Annotated in this window: 26 protein-coding genes and 5 pseudogenes; 17 read left to right on the forward strand and 14 right to left on the reverse strand. The window is 69.9% G+C overall.

Features of this window, described 5'->3' with window-relative positions:
- Nucleotides 1-759 precede the first annotated feature (759 nt).
- Nucleotides 760-1,044: pseudogene (locus ABZ117_RS33250) on the forward strand (transposase); the annotation flags it as partial.
- A 7-nt stretch (nucleotides 1,045-1,051) separates the two neighbouring features.
- On the opposite strand, the gene ABZ117_RS33255 reads toward ABZ117_RS33250, so the two are convergent.
- The 5 genes from ABZ117_RS33255 to ABZ117_RS33275 all read right to left on the reverse strand — a co-directional run bounded on the left by ABZ117_RS33255 (nucleotide 1,052) and on the right by ABZ117_RS33275 (nucleotide 3,508).
- Nucleotides 1,052-1,408, reverse strand: coding sequence for a HEAT repeat domain-containing protein (locus ABZ117_RS33255; protein WP_356826361.1), 357 nt, complete (start codon nucleotides 1,406-1,408; stop codon nucleotides 1,052-1,054).
- 199 nt (nucleotides 1,409-1,607) lie between these two features.
- A complete protein-coding gene (locus tag ABZ117_RS33260) occupies nucleotides 1,608-1,850 on the reverse strand; it encodes a hypothetical protein (RefSeq protein ID WP_356826363.1) in 243 nt (80 codons plus the stop codon).
- On the reverse strand, nucleotides 1,847-2,245 hold the full coding sequence (locus ABZ117_RS33265) for an ankyrin repeat domain-containing protein (protein WP_356826365.1): 399 nt from the start codon (nucleotides 2,243-2,245) through the stop codon (nucleotides 1,847-1,849). Before ABZ117_RS33265 ends, ABZ117_RS33260 begins: the two co-directional genes overlap by 4 nt.
- Nucleotides 2,246-2,614: 369 nt before the next feature.
- Nucleotides 2,615-3,001 carry a hypothetical protein gene (locus tag ABZ117_RS33270; protein WP_356826367.1) on the reverse strand — a complete coding sequence of 129 codons (387 nt, stop codon included), beginning with the start codon at nucleotides 2,999-3,001 and terminating at the stop codon, nucleotides 2,615-2,617.
- Between the two features lie 243 nt (nucleotides 3,002-3,244).
- Nucleotides 3,245-3,508: a sigma factor-like helix-turn-helix DNA-binding protein gene (locus ABZ117_RS33275; protein ID WP_356826369.1), complete on the reverse strand. Its 264-nt coding sequence runs from the start codon at nucleotides 3,506-3,508 to the stop codon at nucleotides 3,245-3,247.
- 536 nt (nucleotides 3,509-4,044) lie between these two features.
- Between ABZ117_RS33275 and ABZ117_RS33280 the strand changes: the two genes are divergently transcribed.
- Both ABZ117_RS33280 and ABZ117_RS33285 read left to right on the forward strand, forming a co-directional pair.
- Entirely contained in the window at nucleotides 4,045-4,554 is a 510-nt protein-coding gene (locus ABZ117_RS33280; RefSeq protein ID WP_356826371.1) for a hypothetical protein, read from the forward strand.
- 41 nt (nucleotides 4,555-4,595) lie between these two features.
- Nucleotides 4,596-4,937 (forward strand): hypothetical protein, encoded by a 342-nt coding sequence (locus ABZ117_RS33285; protein WP_356826373.1) that lies wholly within the window; start codon nucleotides 4,596-4,598, stop codon nucleotides 4,935-4,937.
- 636 nt (nucleotides 4,938-5,573) lie between these two features.
- On the opposite strand, the gene ABZ117_RS33290 is transcribed toward ABZ117_RS33285, so the two are convergent.
- The 3 genes from ABZ117_RS33290 to ABZ117_RS33300 form a co-directional block, all read right to left on the reverse strand.
- Complete coding sequence (locus ABZ117_RS33290; protein ID WP_356826375.1) at nucleotides 5,574-5,720, reverse strand: hypothetical protein; 147 nt, start codon at nucleotides 5,718-5,720, stop codon at nucleotides 5,574-5,576.
- Between the two features lie 20 nt (nucleotides 5,721-5,740).
- Nucleotides 5,741-6,100, reverse strand: coding sequence for a hypothetical protein (locus tag ABZ117_RS33295; RefSeq protein WP_356826377.1), 360 nt, complete (start codon nucleotides 6,098-6,100; stop codon nucleotides 5,741-5,743).
- Between the two features lie 513 nt (nucleotides 6,101-6,613).
- Nucleotides 6,614-7,501 carry a neutral zinc metallopeptidase gene (locus tag ABZ117_RS33300; RefSeq protein WP_356826379.1) on the reverse strand — a complete coding sequence of 296 codons (888 nt, stop codon included), beginning with the start codon at nucleotides 7,499-7,501 and terminating at the stop codon, nucleotides 6,614-6,616.
- 140 nt (nucleotides 7,502-7,641) lie between these two features.
- Between ABZ117_RS33300 and ABZ117_RS33305 the strand changes: the two genes are divergently transcribed.
- The 7 genes from ABZ117_RS33305 to ABZ117_RS33335 all read left to right on the forward strand — a co-directional run bounded on the left by ABZ117_RS33305 (nucleotide 7,642) and on the right by ABZ117_RS33335 (nucleotide 10,528).
- The gene (locus tag ABZ117_RS33305; protein WP_356826381.1) at nucleotides 7,642-8,229 is read left to right on the forward strand and encodes a hypothetical protein; all 588 of its coding nucleotides are present in this window, start codon (nucleotides 7,642-7,644) and stop codon (nucleotides 8,227-8,229) included.
- 48 nt (nucleotides 8,230-8,277) lie between these two features.
- Nucleotides 8,278-8,448 (forward strand): hypothetical protein, encoded by a 171-nt coding sequence (locus tag ABZ117_RS33310; RefSeq protein WP_356826383.1) that lies wholly within the window; start codon nucleotides 8,278-8,280, stop codon nucleotides 8,446-8,448.
- 106 nt (nucleotides 8,449-8,554) lie between these two features.
- Nucleotides 8,555-9,064 carry a hypothetical protein gene (locus ABZ117_RS33315; protein ID WP_356826385.1) on the forward strand — a complete coding sequence of 170 codons (510 nt, stop codon included), beginning with the start codon at nucleotides 8,555-8,557 and terminating at the stop codon, nucleotides 9,062-9,064.
- Nucleotides 8,968-9,408 carry a hypothetical protein gene (locus tag ABZ117_RS33320; RefSeq protein WP_356826387.1) on the forward strand — a complete coding sequence of 147 codons (441 nt, stop codon included), beginning with the start codon at nucleotides 8,968-8,970 and terminating at the stop codon, nucleotides 9,406-9,408. Before ABZ117_RS33315 ends, ABZ117_RS33320 begins: the two co-directional genes overlap by 97 nt.
- A gap of 142 nt (nucleotides 9,409-9,550) precedes the next feature.
- A complete protein-coding gene (locus ABZ117_RS33325) occupies nucleotides 9,551-9,808 on the forward strand; it encodes a hypothetical protein (protein WP_049976865.1) in 258 nt (85 codons plus the stop codon).
- A 66-nt stretch (nucleotides 9,809-9,874) separates the two neighbouring features.
- Nucleotides 9,875-10,198, forward strand: a complete 324-nt coding sequence (locus ABZ117_RS33330; RefSeq protein WP_356826389.1) for a hypothetical protein — start codon at nucleotides 9,875-9,877, stop codon at nucleotides 10,196-10,198.
- A gap of 87 nt (nucleotides 10,199-10,285) precedes the next feature.
- The gene (locus tag ABZ117_RS33335; protein WP_356826391.1) at nucleotides 10,286-10,528 is read left to right on the forward strand and encodes a hypothetical protein; all 243 of its coding nucleotides are present in this window, start codon (nucleotides 10,286-10,288) and stop codon (nucleotides 10,526-10,528) included.
- A gap of 247 nt (nucleotides 10,529-10,775) precedes the next feature.
- Here ABZ117_RS33335 and ABZ117_RS33340 read toward each other — a convergent pair.
- Nucleotides 10,776-11,012, reverse strand: a pseudogene (locus tag ABZ117_RS33340) (hypothetical protein); the annotation flags it as partial.
- 307 nt (nucleotides 11,013-11,319) lie between these two features.
- Here ABZ117_RS33340 and ABZ117_RS33345 point away from each other — a divergent pair.
- Entirely contained in the window at nucleotides 11,320-11,805 is a 486-nt protein-coding gene (locus ABZ117_RS33345; RefSeq protein ID WP_356826393.1) for a hemerythrin domain-containing protein, read from the forward strand.
- A 37-nt stretch (nucleotides 11,806-11,842) separates the two neighbouring features.
- Here ABZ117_RS33345 and ABZ117_RS33350 read toward each other — a convergent pair whose 3' ends face one another.
- The gene (locus tag ABZ117_RS33350; protein ID WP_356826409.1) at nucleotides 11,843-12,001 is read right to left on the reverse strand and encodes a hypothetical protein; all 159 of its coding nucleotides are present in this window, start codon (nucleotides 11,999-12,001) and stop codon (nucleotides 11,843-11,845) included.
- Between the two features lie 522 nt (nucleotides 12,002-12,523).
- Between ABZ117_RS33350 and ABZ117_RS33355 the strand changes: the two are divergent.
- Both ABZ117_RS33355 and ABZ117_RS33360 read left to right on the forward strand, forming a co-directional pair.
- A pseudogene (locus tag ABZ117_RS33355) lies at nucleotides 12,524-12,886 on the forward strand (maleylpyruvate isomerase N-terminal domain-containing protein); the annotation flags it as partial.
- Nucleotides 12,887-12,906: 20 nt separating this feature from the next.
- Nucleotides 12,907-13,221 (forward strand): hypothetical protein, encoded by a 315-nt coding sequence (locus tag ABZ117_RS33360; protein WP_356826395.1) that lies wholly within the window; start codon nucleotides 12,907-12,909, stop codon nucleotides 13,219-13,221.
- 585 nt (nucleotides 13,222-13,806) lie between these two features.
- On the opposite strand, the gene ABZ117_RS33365 is transcribed toward ABZ117_RS33360, so the two are convergent.
- Entirely contained in the window at nucleotides 13,807-14,085 is a 279-nt protein-coding gene (locus tag ABZ117_RS33365; protein ID WP_356826397.1) for a GlsB/YeaQ/YmgE family stress response membrane protein, read from the reverse strand.
- A 36-nt stretch (nucleotides 14,086-14,121) separates the two neighbouring features.
- The gene (locus tag ABZ117_RS33370) at nucleotides 14,122-14,829 is read right to left on the reverse strand and encodes a transposase family protein (protein WP_356826399.1); all 708 of its coding nucleotides are present in this window, start codon (nucleotides 14,827-14,829) and stop codon (nucleotides 14,122-14,124) included.
- Between the two features lie 11 nt (nucleotides 14,830-14,840).
- Between ABZ117_RS33370 and ABZ117_RS33375 the strand changes: the two are divergent.
- A pseudogene (locus ABZ117_RS33375) lies at nucleotides 14,841-15,023 on the forward strand (XRE family transcriptional regulator); the annotation flags it as partial.
- Nucleotides 15,024-15,309: 286 nt separating this feature from the next.
- Here the strand turns inward: ABZ117_RS33375 and ABZ117_RS33380 are convergent.
- Both ABZ117_RS33380 and ABZ117_RS33385 read right to left on the reverse strand, forming a co-directional pair.
- The gene (locus tag ABZ117_RS33380; RefSeq protein ID WP_356826401.1) at nucleotides 15,310-15,927 is read right to left on the reverse strand and encodes a hypothetical protein; all 618 of its coding nucleotides are present in this window, start codon (nucleotides 15,925-15,927) and stop codon (nucleotides 15,310-15,312) included.
- Between the two features lie 476 nt (nucleotides 15,928-16,403).
- Nucleotides 16,404-16,610: a hypothetical protein gene (locus ABZ117_RS33385; protein WP_356826403.1), complete on the reverse strand. Its 207-nt coding sequence runs from the start codon at nucleotides 16,608-16,610 to the stop codon at nucleotides 16,404-16,406.
- Between the two features lie 354 nt (nucleotides 16,611-16,964).
- Between ABZ117_RS33385 and ABZ117_RS33390 the strand changes: the two genes are divergently transcribed.
- From ABZ117_RS33390 to ABZ117_RS33400, 3 genes and pseudogenes are all read left to right on the forward strand, one after another.
- Entirely contained in the window at nucleotides 16,965-17,252 is a 288-nt protein-coding gene (locus ABZ117_RS33390) for a hypothetical protein (RefSeq protein WP_356826405.1), read from the forward strand.
- Nucleotides 17,253-17,539: 287 nt separating this feature from the next.
- Nucleotides 17,540-18,418 (forward strand): putative RNA methyltransferase, encoded by an 879-nt coding sequence (locus ABZ117_RS33395; protein ID WP_356826407.1) that lies wholly within the window; start codon nucleotides 17,540-17,542, stop codon nucleotides 18,416-18,418.
- A pseudogene (locus ABZ117_RS33400) lies at nucleotides 18,388-18,513 on the forward strand (IS5/IS1182 family transposase); the annotation flags it as partial. The gene ABZ117_RS33395 and the pseudogene ABZ117_RS33400, both read left to right, overlap by 31 nt.
- Between the last annotated feature and the right edge of the window lie 266 nt (nucleotides 18,514-18,779).

An 18,779-nucleotide genomic window follows, 5' to 3' on the forward strand; every position in this document is an offset into this window, starting at 1 on the left:
TCCATCGGTTGTCCAGCTTCTGTGGTCAGTGTTCCGTCAGGGCCGCGGTGCATGTTTTTATCGCTCTTCAGCCAATCCTTGTCCTGACCTGTCAAGAATAGGCTGTGGGCGCTCGCTATATGCGTCAACACTCCTGAAAGCTGGAAGTCTGGGACGCCGGGCGGCATGGTAGCTTCTGAGGTGTTCTGGTCAAGGGGCGGGTAGTTCTCCGGATGTGTACGTGCGTCTGTGACGAAGCGCCGTAGCTCTTCCTGCTCAGGAGACCAGCTCAGGAGGAGATCGTCAGGGGGCCGAGGGGCGAATTCCCCCGTCGTGGGGTGTCATCGTGATTCCTCTTTATGTAGGAACAGACTTCAGCGGCTGGGGCCAGACGGCTCCTTCAAGGCCAGACCGCCCGTTACCCCGACCGGGTTCGGTTGGCACACGCGCGGACCCGAATTTGCGGCTAGCGCCGAGCGCCCTGGGCGCGACCTATTTAGGCGCCGGTGCGTCGTACGCCATCTTCCTGGTTGGGTCAGATCTACAATTCGTGTGGCTAGCGAAGTCATCCAACCGGGCGCGCGAAATGTCTACTTCTTCCAGGACATCACCACCCCAGCAACGTCGCAACTCCTGCGAGAAGCGGCGATCGGAGAAGTTGGTGGCCATTGCGCCGCTTGGTACGCCTCCGGGCTGGAGCGACGCTTCCCGGAGGCGATCGCCCGTGCGTCATGGACGCGGCTGTCGTTGATCGGGCTCGGCGTGGTCCAGGCCGCGGCCGGCCGTCCGCTCGCCTTCACCGTCACGGGTGGGAACACCAACGACTGCACCCAGTTCACTGCCGTGATGGACGCGATACGGGTGCCCCGCCTCGGACCGGGACGCCCCCGCGTCCGGCCCGACCACGTCATCGGCGACAAGGGCTACAGCTCCAAAGCGATCCGGGCCTGGCTCAGGCGGCGGGGCGTCGGCCACACCATCCCCGAGCGGGCCGACCAGATCCGCAACCGGCTCCGACGCGGCAGCCGAGGCGGGCGCCCGCCGGCCTTCGACAAGCAGCTCTACTTGGAGGTTAGCCGTCGCCCCTGCGTTCCTCCTGACGCCGCTGATACCGCCAGACTGCCAGCAGGGGCAGGGTGTCGGTGTCCATGCCGGGCTCCAGGGGGCCGATGCGTTGTTCGGCCTCCACGCAGCACGGATCATCGCGGAAGGCCAGCGCCGCGACCGCGTACGCGCGTGTGCGTTGCCGCTCGTCGTGGGTGAGTTCCACCAGCACCTCCCCGTTCTCCGGCCCGGGACCCCGGTAGTGCGACAACCAGTGGCAGGTGCGGTCGCGTACGTCGGGGTCCGGGTCGTGGGCCAGGGTGAGAACGGCGGCCAGTGCCTGCGGGCGCAGCACACCGTCGCCGCCGTCCAGCAGCTCGGGCACCCAGCTGCGGATCCGGGCTCGGGGTGCGTGACATGCGACAGGCCGATGGTGTCGGCCTCCGGGCCGCCGACCCATGTCAGGCCGTTGAGCAGGACGTCGAGCACGTCGGTGTCCCGCTCGTGGGCAGCCCAGGGGACGAGGTCGCGGGCCGGGTCCTGGAGGGCGGGCTTATGGCGCTGAGCGTCCGCGATGAGTGTGCTCAGCAGCACGTCCACCCCGAAGAGCCGGAGCAGCGGATCGGGGTCGCGCCGAGCCGGACGGCCTCGGCCCAGGTCTCGTCGTCGAGCCGCTCGCCCAGCGCCAGCACCACTTGCGTCCACACCGGGTGGTCGCGGTCTGGCCGGATGAGGGCGCGTGCGAGGAGTTTGGCGAAGGGCGTGCGCAGCCCCAGTCGCGCTTCCAGGTCCGTGAGGAAGGCCGCGTGCCCGTCGCACAGCGTCAACCCGCCCAGGGTGAGCCGTTCGTACCACAGCCGTTGGTGTCCTGCTGCCGGGTCCGCACGACCGGGCCCGGCACGCCGGTACGGCGCCGCAGTTGGGCCTCCGGGTCGATGCCTGCCAGGTGGCGGGCGTGGTCCAGCAGTTCCTCGCGAAGCGGGCCGGGATGGAGTGCTAGGTCGGGAAGGACGGCCCGGGCCAGTTCCGCGGAACCGCCGTCGACCGCCCGCAGCAGTGGGGTGGTGCCGTCGGGCAGACGCCGCAGCGGGTCTGCCCCGGCCTGCACCAGGGCCTCGGCGACCGGCTGGTCGTCCGCGGCGATCGCCCGGCACAACACCGGCAGACCGGTGGCGCCGTCGAAGACGTCCGGATCGGTCCCGACCTCCAGCAGCTCCCGCACCTGTTCCGCGTCCCGCGCTGTACGGCCGCGACGAGCCGATCCGTATCTCCTGCACCCATGTGTGCCCCACCCTCTTCTGGCCCCTGCCGGTGCGGGTGCCGGCCGAGTCGGCAGAGCCTAGAGCGATCTCACCGCAGGCGCAGTCGTATTACCACGCGGACCCGCAGCGGATCACCGTCGCGCCTTGGCACGCGGGGTCATCACCGGGACTGACTCGTTCCCGGGCCCGGGCACCGAAATGTGCAACCGGTGGCTAGCCGCTGACTCAGGGCCGCGTAGGGAGCGCGCATGAGCAGGTGGCGGTGCGCTCACCCCCGCAGAATGGGACGGTCGCCAGCGACGGTGTCCATCTGGTGTGACGGGTGAGGGTCAGCTCTGCAGGGGCAGCTCGGTGGTGTAGTTCATGAAGGTGTCGGGCCGGTTCGCGGCGTACAGCAGGCGTGCCTGGCGGTCTTCCTCGCGGAGAGCGGGGTGGACGGGTGTCGTGGCCGGTGCGGGCCGGAGCTGGATCAGGTGCCGTTGGCCGTGATCACCGATGCCGGGTTCGGGGTCGTCGGCGTGGCAGTACGGGCGCATGCGCATCCAGCGGTCCTGATCGAGCGGGGGCTGGACGCGGAGGGGTGGTTCCTCTTCCGGCCATGCGTCCATGACGTCGCCGGGGTCGAGCGTGGCGAGGTGAATGCTGTCCGTCTCGGCCGGCAGGCTGAGTTCCTCCGCGGGTTCCCAGGTGCCGCGAGCGCGCCGATATCCGCCCACGTAGGACACTGCAGCCGGTAGATTGCGGGGCCGAGTCCGCGGGTGTCTTGGTCTTCGGCGTCGAGACGGACGGCAGCACGTTCAGCACGACCGCGGTGGCCACGGCCGAGGCCGCCCCGGCCACGGCGGTGTACTGGATACCCTTGCGTCGGCGCACCCGGATCCGGACGCGCTCCGTGTGGATCTCCATCGGCGATGTGCGTTCCGCGGCGGTCAGCGACTGTACGCGCAGTTCCTCTGGCTTCATGTCTCCAGCCTTTCCTCCACGACGTACTGGGCGGGTGGCCACAACTGGGCGCCGATCCGGACCGGCGCGTCGCTCAGGGGACGTTTGACCGTGCCTTCACCGCAGCCGAGCCGCGTCGCGATGTCCGCGGTGGACATGTCCTCGTAGTAACGGAGCACCACGCAGGCCCGCTGTCTCGGCGACAGTCCGCGCATGGCGTCCATGAGGTCGCCCCGGTACAGGACGCCCGCGCTGTGGTCGGTGACCGACTCCGGTGACACGAGCCGTGGAAGCGCGCGGATCCAGCGAGCGTCCGGCGCCGGTGCAGGTGCAGGTAGCGGTTGGGCATCGTGCGACGTACGTACACCTCTGCCTCACCGAGTTCCCACGCACGGCGGGGCCGGGAGAAGACTCCTACCAATGCCTTTTGAACCAGGTCGGCGTCCTACCTACGCACGGTTGCCGCACAGCAGGCAGCCGTATCGGTTCAGCTCCGCGCTGCGTTCCTGCGCGAGCTGGGACAGCAGCCTTGACCAGTCGGCCACATCCCCTCCGATCCTCACACCCGGGTTCACGGACAACTCGCCCGCTCGGTTGGGGGCTTGCGGCCAGGAGGATTCCGAGAGCCGCCGCGGACTGTGCGGCTCGGGATGCTCCTGGAGACAGCTCGCCGGTAGGTCGGCAGTGGGGCGTGTGATGTCGTCCGGGGCCCTGGCACTGGGTCGGTGACTCTTAATCAGGTTGACCGTTGTGCCGTCGGTGGTGGGAGAGTGGGTGTCAACTCCCCGTCGACCACGGGGAACAACGAGGGGAACGCATGATTTTCCATACGTCCGTCAAGGCGGCGCTGTCCGCCGTCGCCGTGGGTTCGGCTCTGCTGCTTCCGGCAGCCGGGTCCGCGTCCGCCACGTCCGTCAACACGTCCGGCGACGCCTCCGCCTCCGCATCCGCCTCCGGAGGGAGCGCTACGGCCGTCAGTTTCGACGCCAAGTGCCGCAGTCACAACCGGAAGTACGTCCTGAAGAAGTACTACCGCCGGGTGCCCGTCGGTCCTCCGACCTTCTACACGCTGCGGTGTGGCACCAAGACCTGGGGCTGGAAGCACATCAAGCTGGGGCACGGCTGGAACAGCACGATGGACCGGAAGATAACCGCGGCCATCGGGACCGGCGACCCCAACGGCCGTGGTGGTTACTCCACCTATCTCAACCAGTGCCCCAGGGTGGAGAAGTTCCGCACCATCCTCGGGACTCCGGCTGGGACCAACGATCTGCTGACGGCCTACAACGTCGACCGGCCGATCGTCGCAGGAGCCGTTGCCTGCTAGGTGCCGAGGCGCGGGCCGAGGTGAGAAGGTGAGTGATCCCCGTGGAGGAACGGACGCCGGCCGAGCAGGCCCTGAGTCGCTCGTACGTCACCGCTGACGGGCTCCGTTTCGACGTCGTCTCGTTGTCGGTCGAGCACCGTCCCGACCGCGGTATGACGTTGACGTACTCACTGACCGTACGCCGCCAGGGCCACCCGGACGAGCGCTGGGTGGTCGCCCTGCCCTGGGACGACAGGTCCTGGGTGGACGTGCTCACCTCGCCCGCGCCCCCTGCCGACCGGCTCCGGCAGCTTGTCCACCTCGTCCATGCGCATCTGGAGGAGTGGTGGGACACCAAGGGGCACAACCGGCGGTCGGCGAAGATGGGGCGGCGGCTCACCTGACCCGCTGCAGGTCCACGCTCCAGGGCCCGGCCACGGTCACCGCCGGCCTCACTCAGGTAGACGCCGTAACGGGGCGGGCTGAATCAGGTATCCACCCACGGCCCGGCACCGGGAGCCGCAGAGGTGTCGCTCACGTTGTTCCCCTACAGGTTCGGGTATCGTCATGGACGACAAGCCCCGGTGGACCGCTGATCTGAAATAGATCATGTCGCCGGGGCTAAGACGTTTCCGCGCCGGTCACGCCGTGCGACGAGGTTCTCGTTGCCCAGCCCCAACAGCTGCACCTCGTCACCGGCGACGCCGTAGTCGCTCTCCTCTGTCCCGAAGGCCTGGCCCCGGTGCCGGAAGACTCGGGCGGATCACACGGTGGGATCTTGATGGCGAACCCCGCTCTGGGCCTGCGGATGGAAGCCGAGCGCTGCGAACAGGTCGACAAGTGGATGCGGCAACTCGGCCTGGACGCTGGGCTGACCGGTATGGAAGCGCTCATCAACCGCATCCGCTCTCCACGGGGAATGTTCCGGCGCCCAGGAGGGAAGCGGCCGTCCCCGGTCACGGATAGTCCCTCAGTTGCTCCCGGGCCTCGTCGACCAACTGCGTGATACGGGACCGCTGCTCGGCGCTCACCGTGGCCCGTCACCGGGTGCCCGAGCCGCCGGCCTGCTGCTCGGCCGCCAGGATGCGCAGCTGGCCGGCCATGGTTGGCGGCTGTTGTTCCCGCTTCAGGTGCCACGGATCCTCCCGCCAGCCCGGCGGCCCGGCCTCGTGGCGGCGGGCGCGCACGACCGCGCCCGTGAAGTCGCTCAGCGGGCTGCCGGTATCGGCCGTAGCGGCCCCAGCCAGGCGCGGCCCACCCGTTCGCCCAGTCGCCGGCAGAACACGTCGTCGGTGTCCCGCGCCCTCGGCCGCATTCCGCCGCTCGCACGCCAGGCCACTTCGGCCATCGCCGGCTGCAGCAGCGCCTGCGCCACGGCTACCACCTCCGGGAAGATCGCCGCGTCCCGGCCCACGATCGGCCACCGCTCCAGATCCGTCCCGGCGTTGCCGTCTGCCAGCTGGCGCAGACGGCATGGCCAGATCTCCTCCTGCTCCCAGTACAGGGCCTGCTCCCACCAGCGGGCCACCACCGCGTACGCCACCGTGAACGCCTGCTCCGGATCCACCCCGGTCCGCCCTCCGTACCACACCTGCCCACCGCAGCTGCGCAGCGACCATCTCCGGCGCCCGGCGCAGATCCAGGAACTCCAGCGGCTGGTCGGCGTCCGCATCCAGCAGCCACCGTGCGTGCCGGACACACACCCGCTGCCAGCGCGGCACATACCGCACCGCCCGCTGTGCCTGCCCGGTGCGCCGAGCGGTGCACGGCCGGCAGGCGAACGCCGCTTCACCCGCCACCGCGCTCGCCGCCCGCCACCGTGCCTGCGCCAGGGCGGCCTCCCGGCCGGTGCAAGACCGCCCCGCTGTCCGCCCGCGCCGAGGTCACACACACCTGGTCCCTGCGGCGCCGCCCGGCCCTGCGGCTGGTCATCCGCTGCACCCGCGCGGGCCGCTACCACCTCGCGGGCGGGCCCGGAGAAGGCAGAGCAGCCCTGAGCCAGTCCAGTGATCCCGTCCGGCCATCGGAGGCTGTCCGGTCGTGAGCGCAGCCAGGCGTCGTGCTGTGGTTGTTAGCGTGGTCAGCTGAACGTATTGCAGCTGGCGACGCGGCCGGAGCGGTAGCCGGTGGAGAACCATTGCTGGCGCTGGCTCGCGGAGCCGTGGGTCCAGGTGTCGGGTGTGACCTTGCCCTGGTAGCGCTGCTGGATACGGTCGTCTCCGACGGCGGCGGCCGCGTCCAGCCTGCGGTTGATGTCGTCGTTCGTCAAGTCGGTGATCAGTGGTTTACCGCTCTTGGGGTCGGGGGTGGTGGTGGCGTGGTGGGCCCACACTCCGGCGTAGCAGTCCGCCTGCAACTCGAGTTTCACCGAGCCGCTGTTCTGGCCCTTTCCGCTGCCGCGGGAGATCGTTCCGCTGAGGTCCTGGAAGTGGTGGCCGTATTCGTGCGCGATGACGTAGGCCTCGGCGAACGGTCCGCCCTTGGCGCCGAACTTGCTGCTCAGATCGTTGAAGAAGCCGAGGTCGAGATAGACCTTGTCATCGGCTGAGCAGTAGAAGGGGCCGACGTCGGAAGTCGCGTTCCCGCAGCCGGTGTTCACACTGCCGGTGAACAGGAACGTCGGGGCCTGCTGGTAGGGCTTGCCGGTGGCTGTCTCCGTCTGCTTCCAGAATGCCTGCACGCTGTCGACCACGGCGACGATCCGGCACTCCTCCTTGCGGTTGGCGTCGGCACCGGTCCGGCAGTCCGCCGCGAGGTCCGCGGCTGACTTGCCGGACGAGGACGTGTCGCTGCTGCCCGAGCCGAACATGCCGGGGTCGACACCCAAGAGCACGGACGCGACCAGCACCACGAGCCCGACCAGTCCCCCGCCGATGGTCTTCCCGCCGCCCGGGATCCCGCCCAGCGCACCTCCCCGCCCGTCCGCGACCTCGGACGTGTCCAGAGCAGCATCGTCATCGAATTGCATACGTTGACCCTCCCTCAAGCAGCGCGCCGGACTGCCCCGCGTCGTCCCGCTCGCCTACCCCGTACGAGGACATCCCCATCCTGTCCTCTTCCTGCTCCGCCTCTTGGACGAGCCGGCGGGCGACGCCGCGACGCCGCTCTGTGGGTGAACGGTTCGCGCGGGCCTGCGTTGCCGACCCGGTTGTGCTGCGCAAGGTGTGGGAGACCGAGCAACTGCGCCGGCGCCAGCCGCGTCGACCGGTCACCGACCAGCATGAGATTGACTCCCTAGACGGCGTCACCACCCAGGCGCAAGCCGTCCAGCGCCTCATGGCCGCCCTGCGGACCCTGCACGTGCGGGCGGGACAGCCCACCGCCCAGCAGATCTGCATTACCTCGCGCTGGCGACTTCAGGCGGCCCAAGTCAACGAGGTACTCGACGGCGCCACCATGTGCGACTGGCCAACACTGCTGCAACTGGTACAGGCCATGGGCGGATCCGTTGACTACTTCCGCCCCCTATGGCAGGCCGCAACCGCAGACCGCGATCAACCAACCGGACCGCCGCCCACAGTGACCACAGCAAACCTGCCGTGCCCTGACGCGCGGCCGACAGGACCGGCGGACAACGTACACACCCTGATCAGCAAGTTTTGCGACGTCCTGGGCAGCGCACCCGCCCTCGACGCCGGACAGCTCGAAACCATCCGGCGCCGGATCGCACAGCGTGCCGAACGCGAGGGCTGCTGAGCGTGAGGAGAAACAGCGCCGCACTAGGATTTTCAGGACCACCGCCTGGTGAGGATCGAATCGGTCCAGGATGACCAGCGGCAGGTGTGGGTGCTTGCCGACCGAGGACACCGTGAGGCGAAGCAGCTGCTGGAGCCGAAGAACATACGGGTCTCGGCGCTGCGCGAGGAGAAGTACGACCGGTCACCGGAGAGCTGCTCGCGGGCAGCTCTCCGGTGACCACGCCGCGGCGGTCACCTCCACGGCCGCCGAACTGCACCGTGCCGGGATCGGTCACCGTCTCGGCTTCCAGACCGAGGTCCCGTTCCGGCTCGCAGGCGGGTACGTGCAGCGGGCGGACCTGGTGGTGCGGGTGCCGGCGGCCGGGGTGCCGGTGATGCTGCTGGAGATCGACCGCCGTACCGAGGACGCCGACGACCTGGTGCACAAGCTGCGCCCGTACGGGGAGTGGGGCCGGCTGCTGGCACCGGGCGCGGACAAGCACACCGCGGACCTGGTCCGCTCCCGGCCGGACGCGATTGCGAGCATCGACCATGAGCAGCGGTTGTGGCGCCGGGTCTACCCGCCGACCGGCCGGGAGGGCCTGGTCCCGGTGGCGTTCGTGTTCGCGGACACCACCGAGGCGAAGGTCGCCAACACGGTCGCCGTGCTGGAGGAGGCCGGCCGCCGCTACTGGGCGCCGCGCCGGTACGACACCCTCTACCGAAGGCGGTCACCGCGCGGGACTATCGCCAGGCGGTGCCCGTCGTCGTCACCACCCTGGAGCAGCTCCAGGAGCACGGCGCCGGTGCGGCGGTGTGGCGGCGGCTGGGACGGACCGGGGAGCAGACACTGACGGCCGCGCTCGACAACCCCGACGGCCACGCCCTCTACCGCGCCCAGGAGGCCCGCGCCGACGCGGCGGACCAGCAGCGCCGCGCCGCGCAGAGGGAGGCGGAGCGCCCGGTGTGCACGCGGTGCGGGGGGAAGTTCACCGACGCGCGCTGGGAGGAGATCACCGTGCACCGGACCGCCGTACGGGCCGGGGACAAGTCGGTGTGCGGCCCGTGCCACGCCGACGACGTCGCCCGCCAGGAGGCCGCCGCTGAAGCCGCCCGCCTCGAGGCCGCCGCGCCGCCGGCGCCGCAGGACGACCCCGAGCCGGGGCGGGGCCGCGGCTGGTTCCGCCGGCGACCCTGACCCGGCACGCCACGGGCCCCGGGGAACAACCATGGCGTCCCCGGGGCCCGGCCCGCGCCCCCGGGCAGCGCGGCCCGCGCCCGCCGGCACCTCGGATCGGAGCGGGGGGAACGATGCCGCGAATCTGCTGTACACCAGAACCATGAAGACCCAGGAAGCGTTCTGCGTGCGATGTGGCAGCGCAGACACCCGAGTTACCCGCCTCGACCAGACCAGCGCGGAAGGTACCTGCCTCCGCTGTGACAAGCCCTTCCACGCCACCCCGTGCCAGGGCTGCGGTGGATTCCGCATCGACGGCTCCTTCGGCGTCCCCGGCACGCGGTACGAGAGGCTCCCCGAGACCGTGAAGTGCTGGGACTGCGGTCACCGCAATCCGCTGCGCGACCCCGGCCCGGAGTAGGACGCCGCCGGGCACGCCCCCGCCCGGAGGCGCTGTCCCAGCCCCGGTTCCGCTACGGCGGCGGCGATGGGTACATGTACCGGTATGGCGTCGGAGCGGATCCGGTGGCCGGCCGTGGTGGGCCGGGCCCGGGAGATCGTGGAGAGCTACGAGGGCGGCGTCACGCTGCGCCAGGTGATGTACCGCTTGGTCTCCGAGGGCGCGCTGCCGCACACGGCGCCGATGTACCGCCGCCTGTCCGCACAGCTGGCCAAGGCCCGCCGGGAGGGCCGGTTCCCCGACCTGATCGACACCGTCCGCGAGGTCCACGTCCCGCCCGCCTGGACGGGCGCGGACGCGTTCGTAGCGGAGATGCCCAGCTGGTTCCGCCTCGACCGCACCGAGGGCTAGGAGCACGCCCTGTACGTCGCGGCGAAGAAGGACACCCTGCGCCAGCAGCTGACCGGCTGGCTCGCCGACGCGGGTATCCCGGTCCTGGTGGTCCGCGGCTTCGGCTCGCAGTCGTACGCCGACGTCGTCCACGACCGCGTCACCGCCGACCCGCGCGACGCCGTGCTCCTGGTGGTCGGCGACTTCGACTGCTCAGGCGAGGACATCGAGCGCGACTGGGTGGCGCGCACGGGCTGTTGGAGCCACACCGAGCGGGTGCTGCTGACCTACGAGCAGATGCGCGCCTACGAGCTGCCCGCGACCGAGGGCAAGCGCGGTGATCCGAGGTGACCGGCCTTCGCCCGCCGCTACGCCTTCGACCCCCGCCGCCCGGTGCAGTAGGAGGTTGAGGCGCTGGAGCCGGCCGAACTCCGGCGCCTGGTCCTCGCCGCCGTCGACCCGTACATCGACCGCGACGTCCTCGCCCGGCAGATTGCCCGCGAGGAAGAGCAACGCCGCGCCCTGGCCGCCTTTCTGGACGGCTGGGACGCGGCGGGTGGGGGAGCGCACTCGTAGGGCTGTTCCAGCGCGGGGGCGCTCAGGCGGTTGCCGGTGCCGGGCGCAGCGATGCGAGCGGGGAGCGCCGGCCTTTCTCCACCGCGCGCAGCTGCTCCCGGTCGACCTCCGGGTGCGCGGGGACGACGGCGTCGACGGACGCCGTGGTGTAGAGCGCGACGTCGACGGCCCCGGCCCGGCTGGTGCCGAAGCGGACCTCGATCGACTGCGGGGAGCGGACCCAGCCGAGCCGCACCATCCAGTCGAACTCGACCCTGCGCCAAGCCGACGGGTTCGTGGATTCCTGGAGGGGAAATCCAGAGAACCGGAGGGTGGCTGCGCCTCGGGAGGCAGAGTAGCCCGTGGGTTCCGGGCTGCTGGTTGGCTTCGGCAGTTCACTTGGGTGCGGCTCTTCCGAAGTGAAGCGTTGAGCTGGCAGAACGTCATGGGGACTGATCGGTTCCTGGATGCGCTCGGGCAGCGTGCTTGCCGTGCCGCCGAGTTGCGTGATCAGATTGCGGCAGCATCGCGTGCCGGTGACGGACTGCGTCAGGCATGGAGGTGCGGAACCGAAGGGACCGCCATCCGTGGCTTCCCGCGACGGCGACCGTGTAGCCGCCTTGAGCTTGCAGCTCTCCCAAGCACATCAAGAACTGCGTCGCCAGATCAATGAGATCAGGACAAATCTCGGACACCGCCGGTTGAGCGACGACGCGCTTGTCACCCATTGCCTGGCCTTTTGTGACGCATTGACGTCGCACCATCAGGGCGAGGACGACGGGATGTTCTTCCAGTTGCTGCGCGAACGCCCGGATCTCACAGCGACGGTCGCGAACCTTGTTCAGGATCATGGAATGATCTCCTCGATCCTGTCCCCGGTGCGTGAACTCGCTGACAGGGCTGCCGAATCGCGTGGCACCGTCCTGGAGGCGATCGGGCGTGAGCTTGACGGATTGGCGGCGATCATGGAATCCCACTTTAGCTATGAAGAGCGGACGATCAGCGAGGCGCTCGACGGCGGAGTGCCTGACACCAATTGGCCCGACATGGTCTTCCAGTTCGGTGTGGCATGAATCGACATGCTGTGGTTCTTCCTCGGGAGGTTCGTGATCAGGCGATGAGCTCGTATTGGACCTGGTCAGGGGTGGGGTAGAGGCGGCGGTGCTCGCATGCGACATGGAAGCGCCAGTACGCTTCGAGGTCGCCGTTGGAGACGAGGGCGCGCAGTCGCAGGACGGCTTCGGCTCCGGCAAGGGGGTCGAGGAACATCCATGTCAGATCGTGCGCTAAGCCATCTCGGCGTTGATTGGCGCTTTGACCTGGGGTGAATTCGGCCTGGCTTTGGGTATGGGCGAGGCGGTAGGTAGTCTCTGCCGGTCTCGATGATGACCCCACCACAAGAAGAGGGGCGGGGCCCCCTGACCACCGAACGGGGCCACGAACCGACGTTGATGAGGATCTGCGAAAACGGCCAGGCCCGCTCTCGAGTCCCCACTTGGTTGCGCATGCATCGAAGGCCGGAGTCGCCCGTCCCCGTAGGGTCCGGCGGCACGTCACCCCCGGTGAGGCCGTCCCGCTCCACCTGGAGGCGGTCGCGTTCGCTGGTCGCCCGAGCGGTGGGAGGCGAGGACGACGTCCGCAATGGCCTACCGGCGGCGACTGTGAAAATCGCTGTCCGATCACCGGAGCACGGTGATAGATATCCGGCGTGGAAGAGAATCTTGACTGATCGATGAACGGTCGACCGCCTTCCGCGCCGTGGTCGCCGCCGCGCCCGGTCTCGACGCACAGGTGCCGACCTGCCCCGGGTGGACGCTGTTCGATCTGGTGAAGCACCTGGGCGGGGGAGACCGCTTCTGGGCCGCCATCGTCGGCGCGGGGCCCGCCGACGCGCCCCCGGCCGAGGCCGTCGCCGCGCGCGCCGCGCTGGAAGTGCCGCAGGAGCGTGAGGCCCTGCTGGCCTGGCTGGACGCGTCGACGCAGCTTCTGCTGAGCGCCCTGCGCGCGGCGGGACCGGAGAGCGGTTGCTGGACGTGGTGGCCCGCGTCGCAGTCACCGCAGACCGCCGGCGGCACTGCCTGGCACCGGGTCCAGGAGACCGCGGTGCACACCTACGACGCCCAGCTCGCCGGGGGCGCCCCGCCCCACTGCCGGTCGAGCTGGCACTCGACGGTGTGGAGGAGTTCCTGTTCACCGTCTGCGCAACGCCGAGTGCCTGGCCGCACAAGCCCACGGCCTTCGACTTCCACGCCGCCGAGGGCCGCTCCTGGCGCCTCACGGTCGACGGCGACGGAGCACGCTCCACCCGCATCCCCGCGCCCACTGCCGCGACCGGCGAGGACTCGGACGCAGTCGGCGCCTCCGTCCATGGCACGGCCAGTGAGCTGGTCCTTTACTTGTACGACCGGATCCAGGCCGACTCCTTGCACGTTGACGGAGACGCAGGGCTGCTCGACCTGCTCCGCGCCTGGGAGCCGGAGGAGAAGTAGGACGTAGCGGGGGGGGGGTGACCGCGCCTCGAGCCGGTAGGACACGACTCTTCGCCAGGTCCGTCAGTCGCAGCACCGGGCTCAAACCCGCGAGGCGGCCTCGGGGCGTCACCAAGCCGACCGTCTACCTGGTCAGAGCTCGAACTCACGACCTCCGCACGATCAGAGACGACTACATCGATAGCCGGGCAACCGCCGACCGGCTCGCTCTCCGTATCCAGCGAGCCGGCGGTTCTGCGTCGAGGCCGACCCCTGGCCGCGCTTCTGGTCCGACGAACCCGCCAGATGATCATTTGTCAGGTAGGCCATAGGCAGTTGCTCTCCTCGCCGACCCGCGCAGCGGCGACCTCCGCTCTCGCCATCGGTGTACCCACCGCCTGTCCCAGCGTGAGGAATCCAAGTGAGCATGTCTGTCCCCGCGGGCGTGAGGAGCAGTCTGTGCGAGCTGTGGGCCGCCACGGTGGGGTGGGTTCGTGGCTGTGCTCGGCCGGTTGAAGCGGGGTGGGCCGTACACGCCGGCGGCTCCCGTCCTGCGAGCAGGGGGGAGCCGTCCAGGTGCGTCGTAAGGCGTGTGACTTCAGTGGGTCATGCGTGCCGGTGCGAGTGCCGGTTACCGGTGATGAGGCGGTAGACGAGCAGCAGGATGAGGGAGCCGACGATCGCGGCGATCCAGGTGGACAGGTTGAAGAACCCGTCAATGGAGTCGACACCGAAGATCACCTTGCCGAGCCAGCCGCCGAGCAGACCGCCGGCGATACCGATGAGCATGGTGACGATGATGCCGCCGGGGTCCTTGCCCGGCATCAGGGCCTTGGCGATGGCGCCGGCGAGCAGGCCGATGATGATCCACGCGATGATGCCCATGGTGCGTCTCCGCTTCGTCGTCGTATAAAGACTGTGTTAGCTCCTCGTCTGTACCGAGCGCGTCCGAGTAAACATCTCCTCCCGGCGCAACCCGGCCGGCTCCTGATCCGTGACGGGCCACCGGCAGGATCCGGCACGTGCGCCGCGGTCAACGCCTCGTCCTCGCGCAGCCGGGACAGCCGGTAGACGGCCGCCCGGCGCTTCTCCGCCGACACCCGTGCCGGCGGCGAACTCCAGGCCGCGGTCGATGCGTACGAGCTCGGGCACCGCGCCGAACGGCGAGACGTCCGGCTCGTGGGTGAGCGCCATGCGCATCGCTGTCAGCACCGTGCCGGAGGTCGGGGCGTCGGCGATGGCCCAGCCGAGCAGGGCCCGGGTGCCGTCGTCCACCACGGTGGTCAGCCACGGCGCGAGCGCCGCGACCGGCTTCGCGCTCGCCCAGCCCTCGGCGAGGAAGTCGGGCACCGGCGCCCCGGCCGTCGTGCCCTCCCCGTCGGTCACCGCGCGCCGGGCGCGGGGGACCGCGGCGACGTTGCCCCGGTAGAAGGCGAGCGCCGCCCGGTCGGCCTCGCTCAGCTCGTAGCCCGCACGGGCGGCGGGCGCAGTCGGCTTCGGCGGCGCGAGCCAGCGCCACACCGTCCGCTCCGACACCTCAGGGCCCTCCGCGACCGTCTCCACCTTGCCTTTGCGGTGCGGGGTGAACGCGGGCAGCCGGTGCATGACCACGGCCAGGCCGCCGAGCACCTCCTTGACCGGCGCTGCCGCCCGACTACGCGGCTCGCCTGTTCGACGCCCAGCAGGCCGGCGCCGGCGAGCAGCAGCTGCGCGCCATCACCGCCGAAGGCCTCGCCCACGTGTACTTCCGCGACGGCGGCCGGCGCGCCCAGGACCTGATGGTGGGGTTCACCGACGTCGAGCAGCTGGAGTTCGACCTGTAGGTGCCCGGAAGGGTGAGCGGCGACTACGTGGCCACCGGCTTCCGGCACCCCTGAAGAGCGCGGGCTGGCTGCCGGTGCGGTACGGCCCGATGGGCGGCACCTGCCTGAACAGCCAACCGTCCCGTTCACTGCGGCACCGGGACGCCATGCGGTCAAATGGCTCGCCCGACACGAAGCGCTCGACCGGGAATCCCGGCCGAGCGCGTGTCCGAACGTACTTGCCATCCGTCAGTGATCAGTGATCACGGGGCGCCCTGGGGACGCGTCTCCTGGTCACACTTGATCCTCAGCAGGGGAGGGTGGTCTTGCCGGCGGCGCCGGTGGCGCCGGTGATGCCGTCCGCGGTGAACGTGGCGTTGGTGCCGTTGCCGCCGGGCTTGCCGGGACATACCGGGCTGGCGGCGCCGCCGGCGCCACCGGTTCCGCCCGTGTGGCCGCCGCCGGCCGTGGAGGCGCCGCCGTTGCCGCCCTTACCGCCAGCGATGCCGGCCCCGGCGTCGCCTACGCCGCCCACACCGCCCTTGCCGCCGGTGCCACCGAGGGTGGCTTTGCCGCCGGTGCCCCCGGCGCCGCCGTTGCCGTTGGCACCCCCGGCTCCGCCGGTGCCCCCCTTGCCGCCGACGCTCGCGCTGCCGTCGGCGTTACCGCCGTTACCACCGTTACCGCCAATGCCGTTGGCGCCGGCAGCGCCGCCGGTGCCACCCAGGCCGCCCAGGCCGCCGTTGATCCCTATTCCGTTGATTCCGTTGAAGCCGGGGAAGCCGAGGACGCCGAAGCTGGTCTCGGTCCGGCCCGCATCGACACGCGGGGTTGCCGAGGCGAGGGTGGGTACGGCGAGGCTGACGACGGCGATCGCGGCGACCAAAAGGGTCCGGGGAACAGCAGGAGTGCGCGTGAAGCGCATGAGGGCGACCTCTCGATTTGCGCGACCGGAGATGCTCCCCGGCCGACACACAATCAACGTAGACCGCAACGGGCCCGCACCACGCTCCACGGAATGATCCACTGGCTACAAATAAGCTATTTGCCTGAAGTTTGGCCTTAAGTGAATTTATGCATTCTCCTGCGGCGGACCGCCGAACACGCCCCTACTACTCCAGCAGAATTTCCCTATTGCTACTGGAGTACTACTGGAATCGTTTGGGCGATGTGGGTCAGCCGTCCATGATCAGCTCCGTCTCGGCGAGGCAGCCGTCGACCAGTTCGGGGTGGTACTGGATCTGCTTGAGTCTGCGCCTGGCGGCCCGGGTGTCTGACCGAGGTGGACTGCGGCGAGGTTGTCGATGTCGCGCTTGACCAGCGACCAGATGCTCTCTTGCGGGTCGAGGTCGGGCGTGTAGGCACCCACACGTCCTGCACGGGCCGGACCGGATCCGGGCGTCACGGCCCGGTGTCACCGCGCCCGTCGCAGCCGCGGTCACTGCCCGGCGCGGCGGGGCCGGCCGCGAGCATCCGGCGCCCGGCGGCCGGGCGCGCCTTCGGCTCGGCGGCCGGGGCGGACGGGAGGCGTTCGGCGGCGAGCTGGGCGCGCGGCGCCGGCACCGGATCGGTGTCTCGCGCTACGCGCTCGCCCCGTCCGCGTTCCACCGCTTGATCACCTTGGCGAGCGCCGTGCCCCGCTCGGGCTTGGTCAACCGCTCGTGTTGCTCTCCCCACACCCCGGCCACAAGCCAGCGCCTGGGACCGTCTCAGCCATCCGTAGAGGGATCCATCCCCTTCAGCTTGGACAACCACTGAAGGGAGGGCAGGGCAACACCTGATGTCCATATGGCCTTCGATCGTTGCCGTACTCGGTACCCTCGCCGGTGCCCTGACCGCCGGACTGCTCCAGCACCGTTCGGCACGCACCGCACGCGCCGAGCAGCGCGCGGACAGCCACCGCCAAGACCAGCTCACCGCCGTCACGACTTCGCGGCCGCCCTGGACGCGCACCGCTCGGCGATGTTCCACCGGGAGCGTCTGGCCCTGACCGAGGCAGGCACTGAGCACCAGCTAGAGGCTCAGACGAGGTCCCACGACACCCGGGCGGCGATCACCGCGCCTCACATCCGCCTTCAGGTCCTGGTCCCCGAGCTGGTCGGCCCCGCCCAGCAGGCCGCAGATGCCACGTACTCGCTGCGCAAGGCCGCCAGCCGCACCGAGCTGGACGCCCTGCGGCATGCGGCCAAGGAAGCGTCCGTGGCCTTCGTCGCCGCGGCCGCCACGCTGCTGAGCCCCAACAACCGCTGACCGAGGGAGACCACTGCCGGCGTCCTAAGATCGTGTCTCCCAACCTTGGGCACAGACGCCTGAAGGGCTTCGCCGTGCTCGTAGACTTATGACGTGGCATTCATGAGCACCCCGCACTGCTGCTTCCTGTGATCGGAAGGCGCTGAGGGCGATGCCGGCCGGCGTCGCCTTCCTTGGTGTGCCTGCTGCGTGAATCACGTCCCTTTGCTGCCCGTTCCTTCCTGGGGCAGTGACGCTCTGATCGCGCAGGCACGATCCCTCCCCTTCCCCCTTGCCAGGAGTGCCTCGTGCCCGTGTCGCTTCCCCCTGCCCTCGATCTGTCCCTCGACCTTCTGCGCTGCCCGACGTGCCGTACGCGCCGCCTGCACCGCGACCACGGTGCACTGCGTTGCCCAGTGGGCCATACCTTCGACATCGCCCGCCACGGCTATGCCAGCCTGCTGACGGGCACCCGCGCCACCAGCGGCGACGACGCAGCCATGGTCCAGGCCCGGGGCCAGTTCCTGTCCACCGGCGCCTACGCGCCCATCCGCGAAGTCGGGGCCCGCCTGGCGGCCGACGCCGTGTCTGAGCAGGGCACGGTGGTGGACGTGGGGTGCGGCACGGGCTACTACCTGGCCGGCGTACTCAACCAGCTGCCCGGCGCCCGTGGTCTAGGGCTGGACACATCGGTGCGCGCACTGCGCTCGGCAGCCCGTGCCCACGACCGAGCCGCCGCGGTGGCCTGGGACGTCTTCCGTCCCTTCCCACTGGCCGACGGGGCGGCCGATGTCGTGCTGGACGTGTTCGCCCCACGCAACCCGGCCGAGTTCCACCGCGTACTGCGCCCGACCGGCCGGCTGATCGTGGTCCGACCCACCGGCGAGCACTTGGCCGAACTGCGTGGCCAGGTGCCTGCGATGGTCACGATCGACCCGGCCAAGGAACAGCGCCTGCACCGGGTGCTCCACCCCTTCTTCGAGGTCGCCGTTACCGAACAGGTTGAGTACTCCGCCTCCTTGACCAGGCTGGATGTCCTGGACCTGGTTGCGATGACGCCGAGTGCACGCTACGTGAGTCGTGCAGACCTGAACGACGACGGCGTCTTGCCCGATCAGGTCACTGTCTCCGTGCTGGCCACCGCCTACCAGCCTCGGTGGCCACGAGCGGGCGCACGCGCCTGCTGACCGACGAGCAATGGGCACGCCTGGCGCCCTGCCTTCCCCGCAGCGCGGGGAAGGCAGGGCGCCCGTTCGCCGACCACCGTCGCATCATCGAAGGGAGTGGCGGGGCATGGCCACCCGTTACGACAAACTCGCGATCGTCTACCGCGCCGATATTCCGGACGCCGCCCCTGGAAGCCGCAAACGACCGTTCTTGGAAACGACCTATGCACCCACGTGTCGACTGCCTGCCGCCGACCGGTTGCACGACGCTGACCGCTTCCCGCCCAGCGGCTAGGTTCTGTCCGGCGGATCATGTGACTGTCGGATCCTTTGCTCGTTGTGCCCTGCATGGGGCGGGGTGATCTGACCAATGCCGAATGGG

The organism is Streptomyces sp. NPDC006309, from assembly GCF_040613095.1.
Lineage (GTDB): Bacteria > Actinomycetota > Actinomycetes > Streptomycetales > Streptomycetaceae > Streptomyces.

Bases quoted from the DNA above. Each gene is read 5' to 3' on its own strand.
- ABZ117_RS33300 (WP_356826379.1), bottom strand. From the start codon at position 7,501: ATGCAATTCGATGACGATGCTGCTCTGGACACGTCCGAGGTCGCGGAC.
- ABZ117_RS33330 (WP_356826389.1), top strand. From the start codon at position 9,875: ATGGGTACATGTACCGGTATGGCGTCGGAGCGGATCCGGTGGCCGGCC.
- ABZ117_RS33380 (WP_356826401.1), bottom strand. From the start codon at position 15,927: ATGCGCTTCACGCGCACTCCTGCTGTTCCCCGGACCCTTTTGGTCGCC.
- ABZ117_RS33390 (WP_356826405.1), top strand. From the start codon at position 16,965: ATGTTCCACCGGGAGCGTCTGGCCCTGACCGAGGCAGGCACTGAGCAC.
- ABZ117_RS33325 (WP_049976865.1), top strand. From the start codon at position 9,551: ATGAAGACCCAGGAAGCGTTCTGCGTGCGATGTGGCAGCGCAGACACC.
- ABZ117_RS33365 (WP_356826397.1), bottom strand. From the start codon at position 14,085: ATGGGCATCATCGCGTGGATCATCATCGGCCTGCTCGCCGGCGCCATC.
- ABZ117_RS33280 (WP_356826371.1), top strand. From the start codon at position 4,045: ATGATTTTCCATACGTCCGTCAAGGCGGCGCTGTCCGCCGTCGCCGTG.
- ABZ117_RS33350 (WP_356826409.1), bottom strand. From the start codon at position 12,001: ATGTTCCTCGACCCCCTTGCCGGAGCCGAAGCCGTCCTGCGACTGCGC.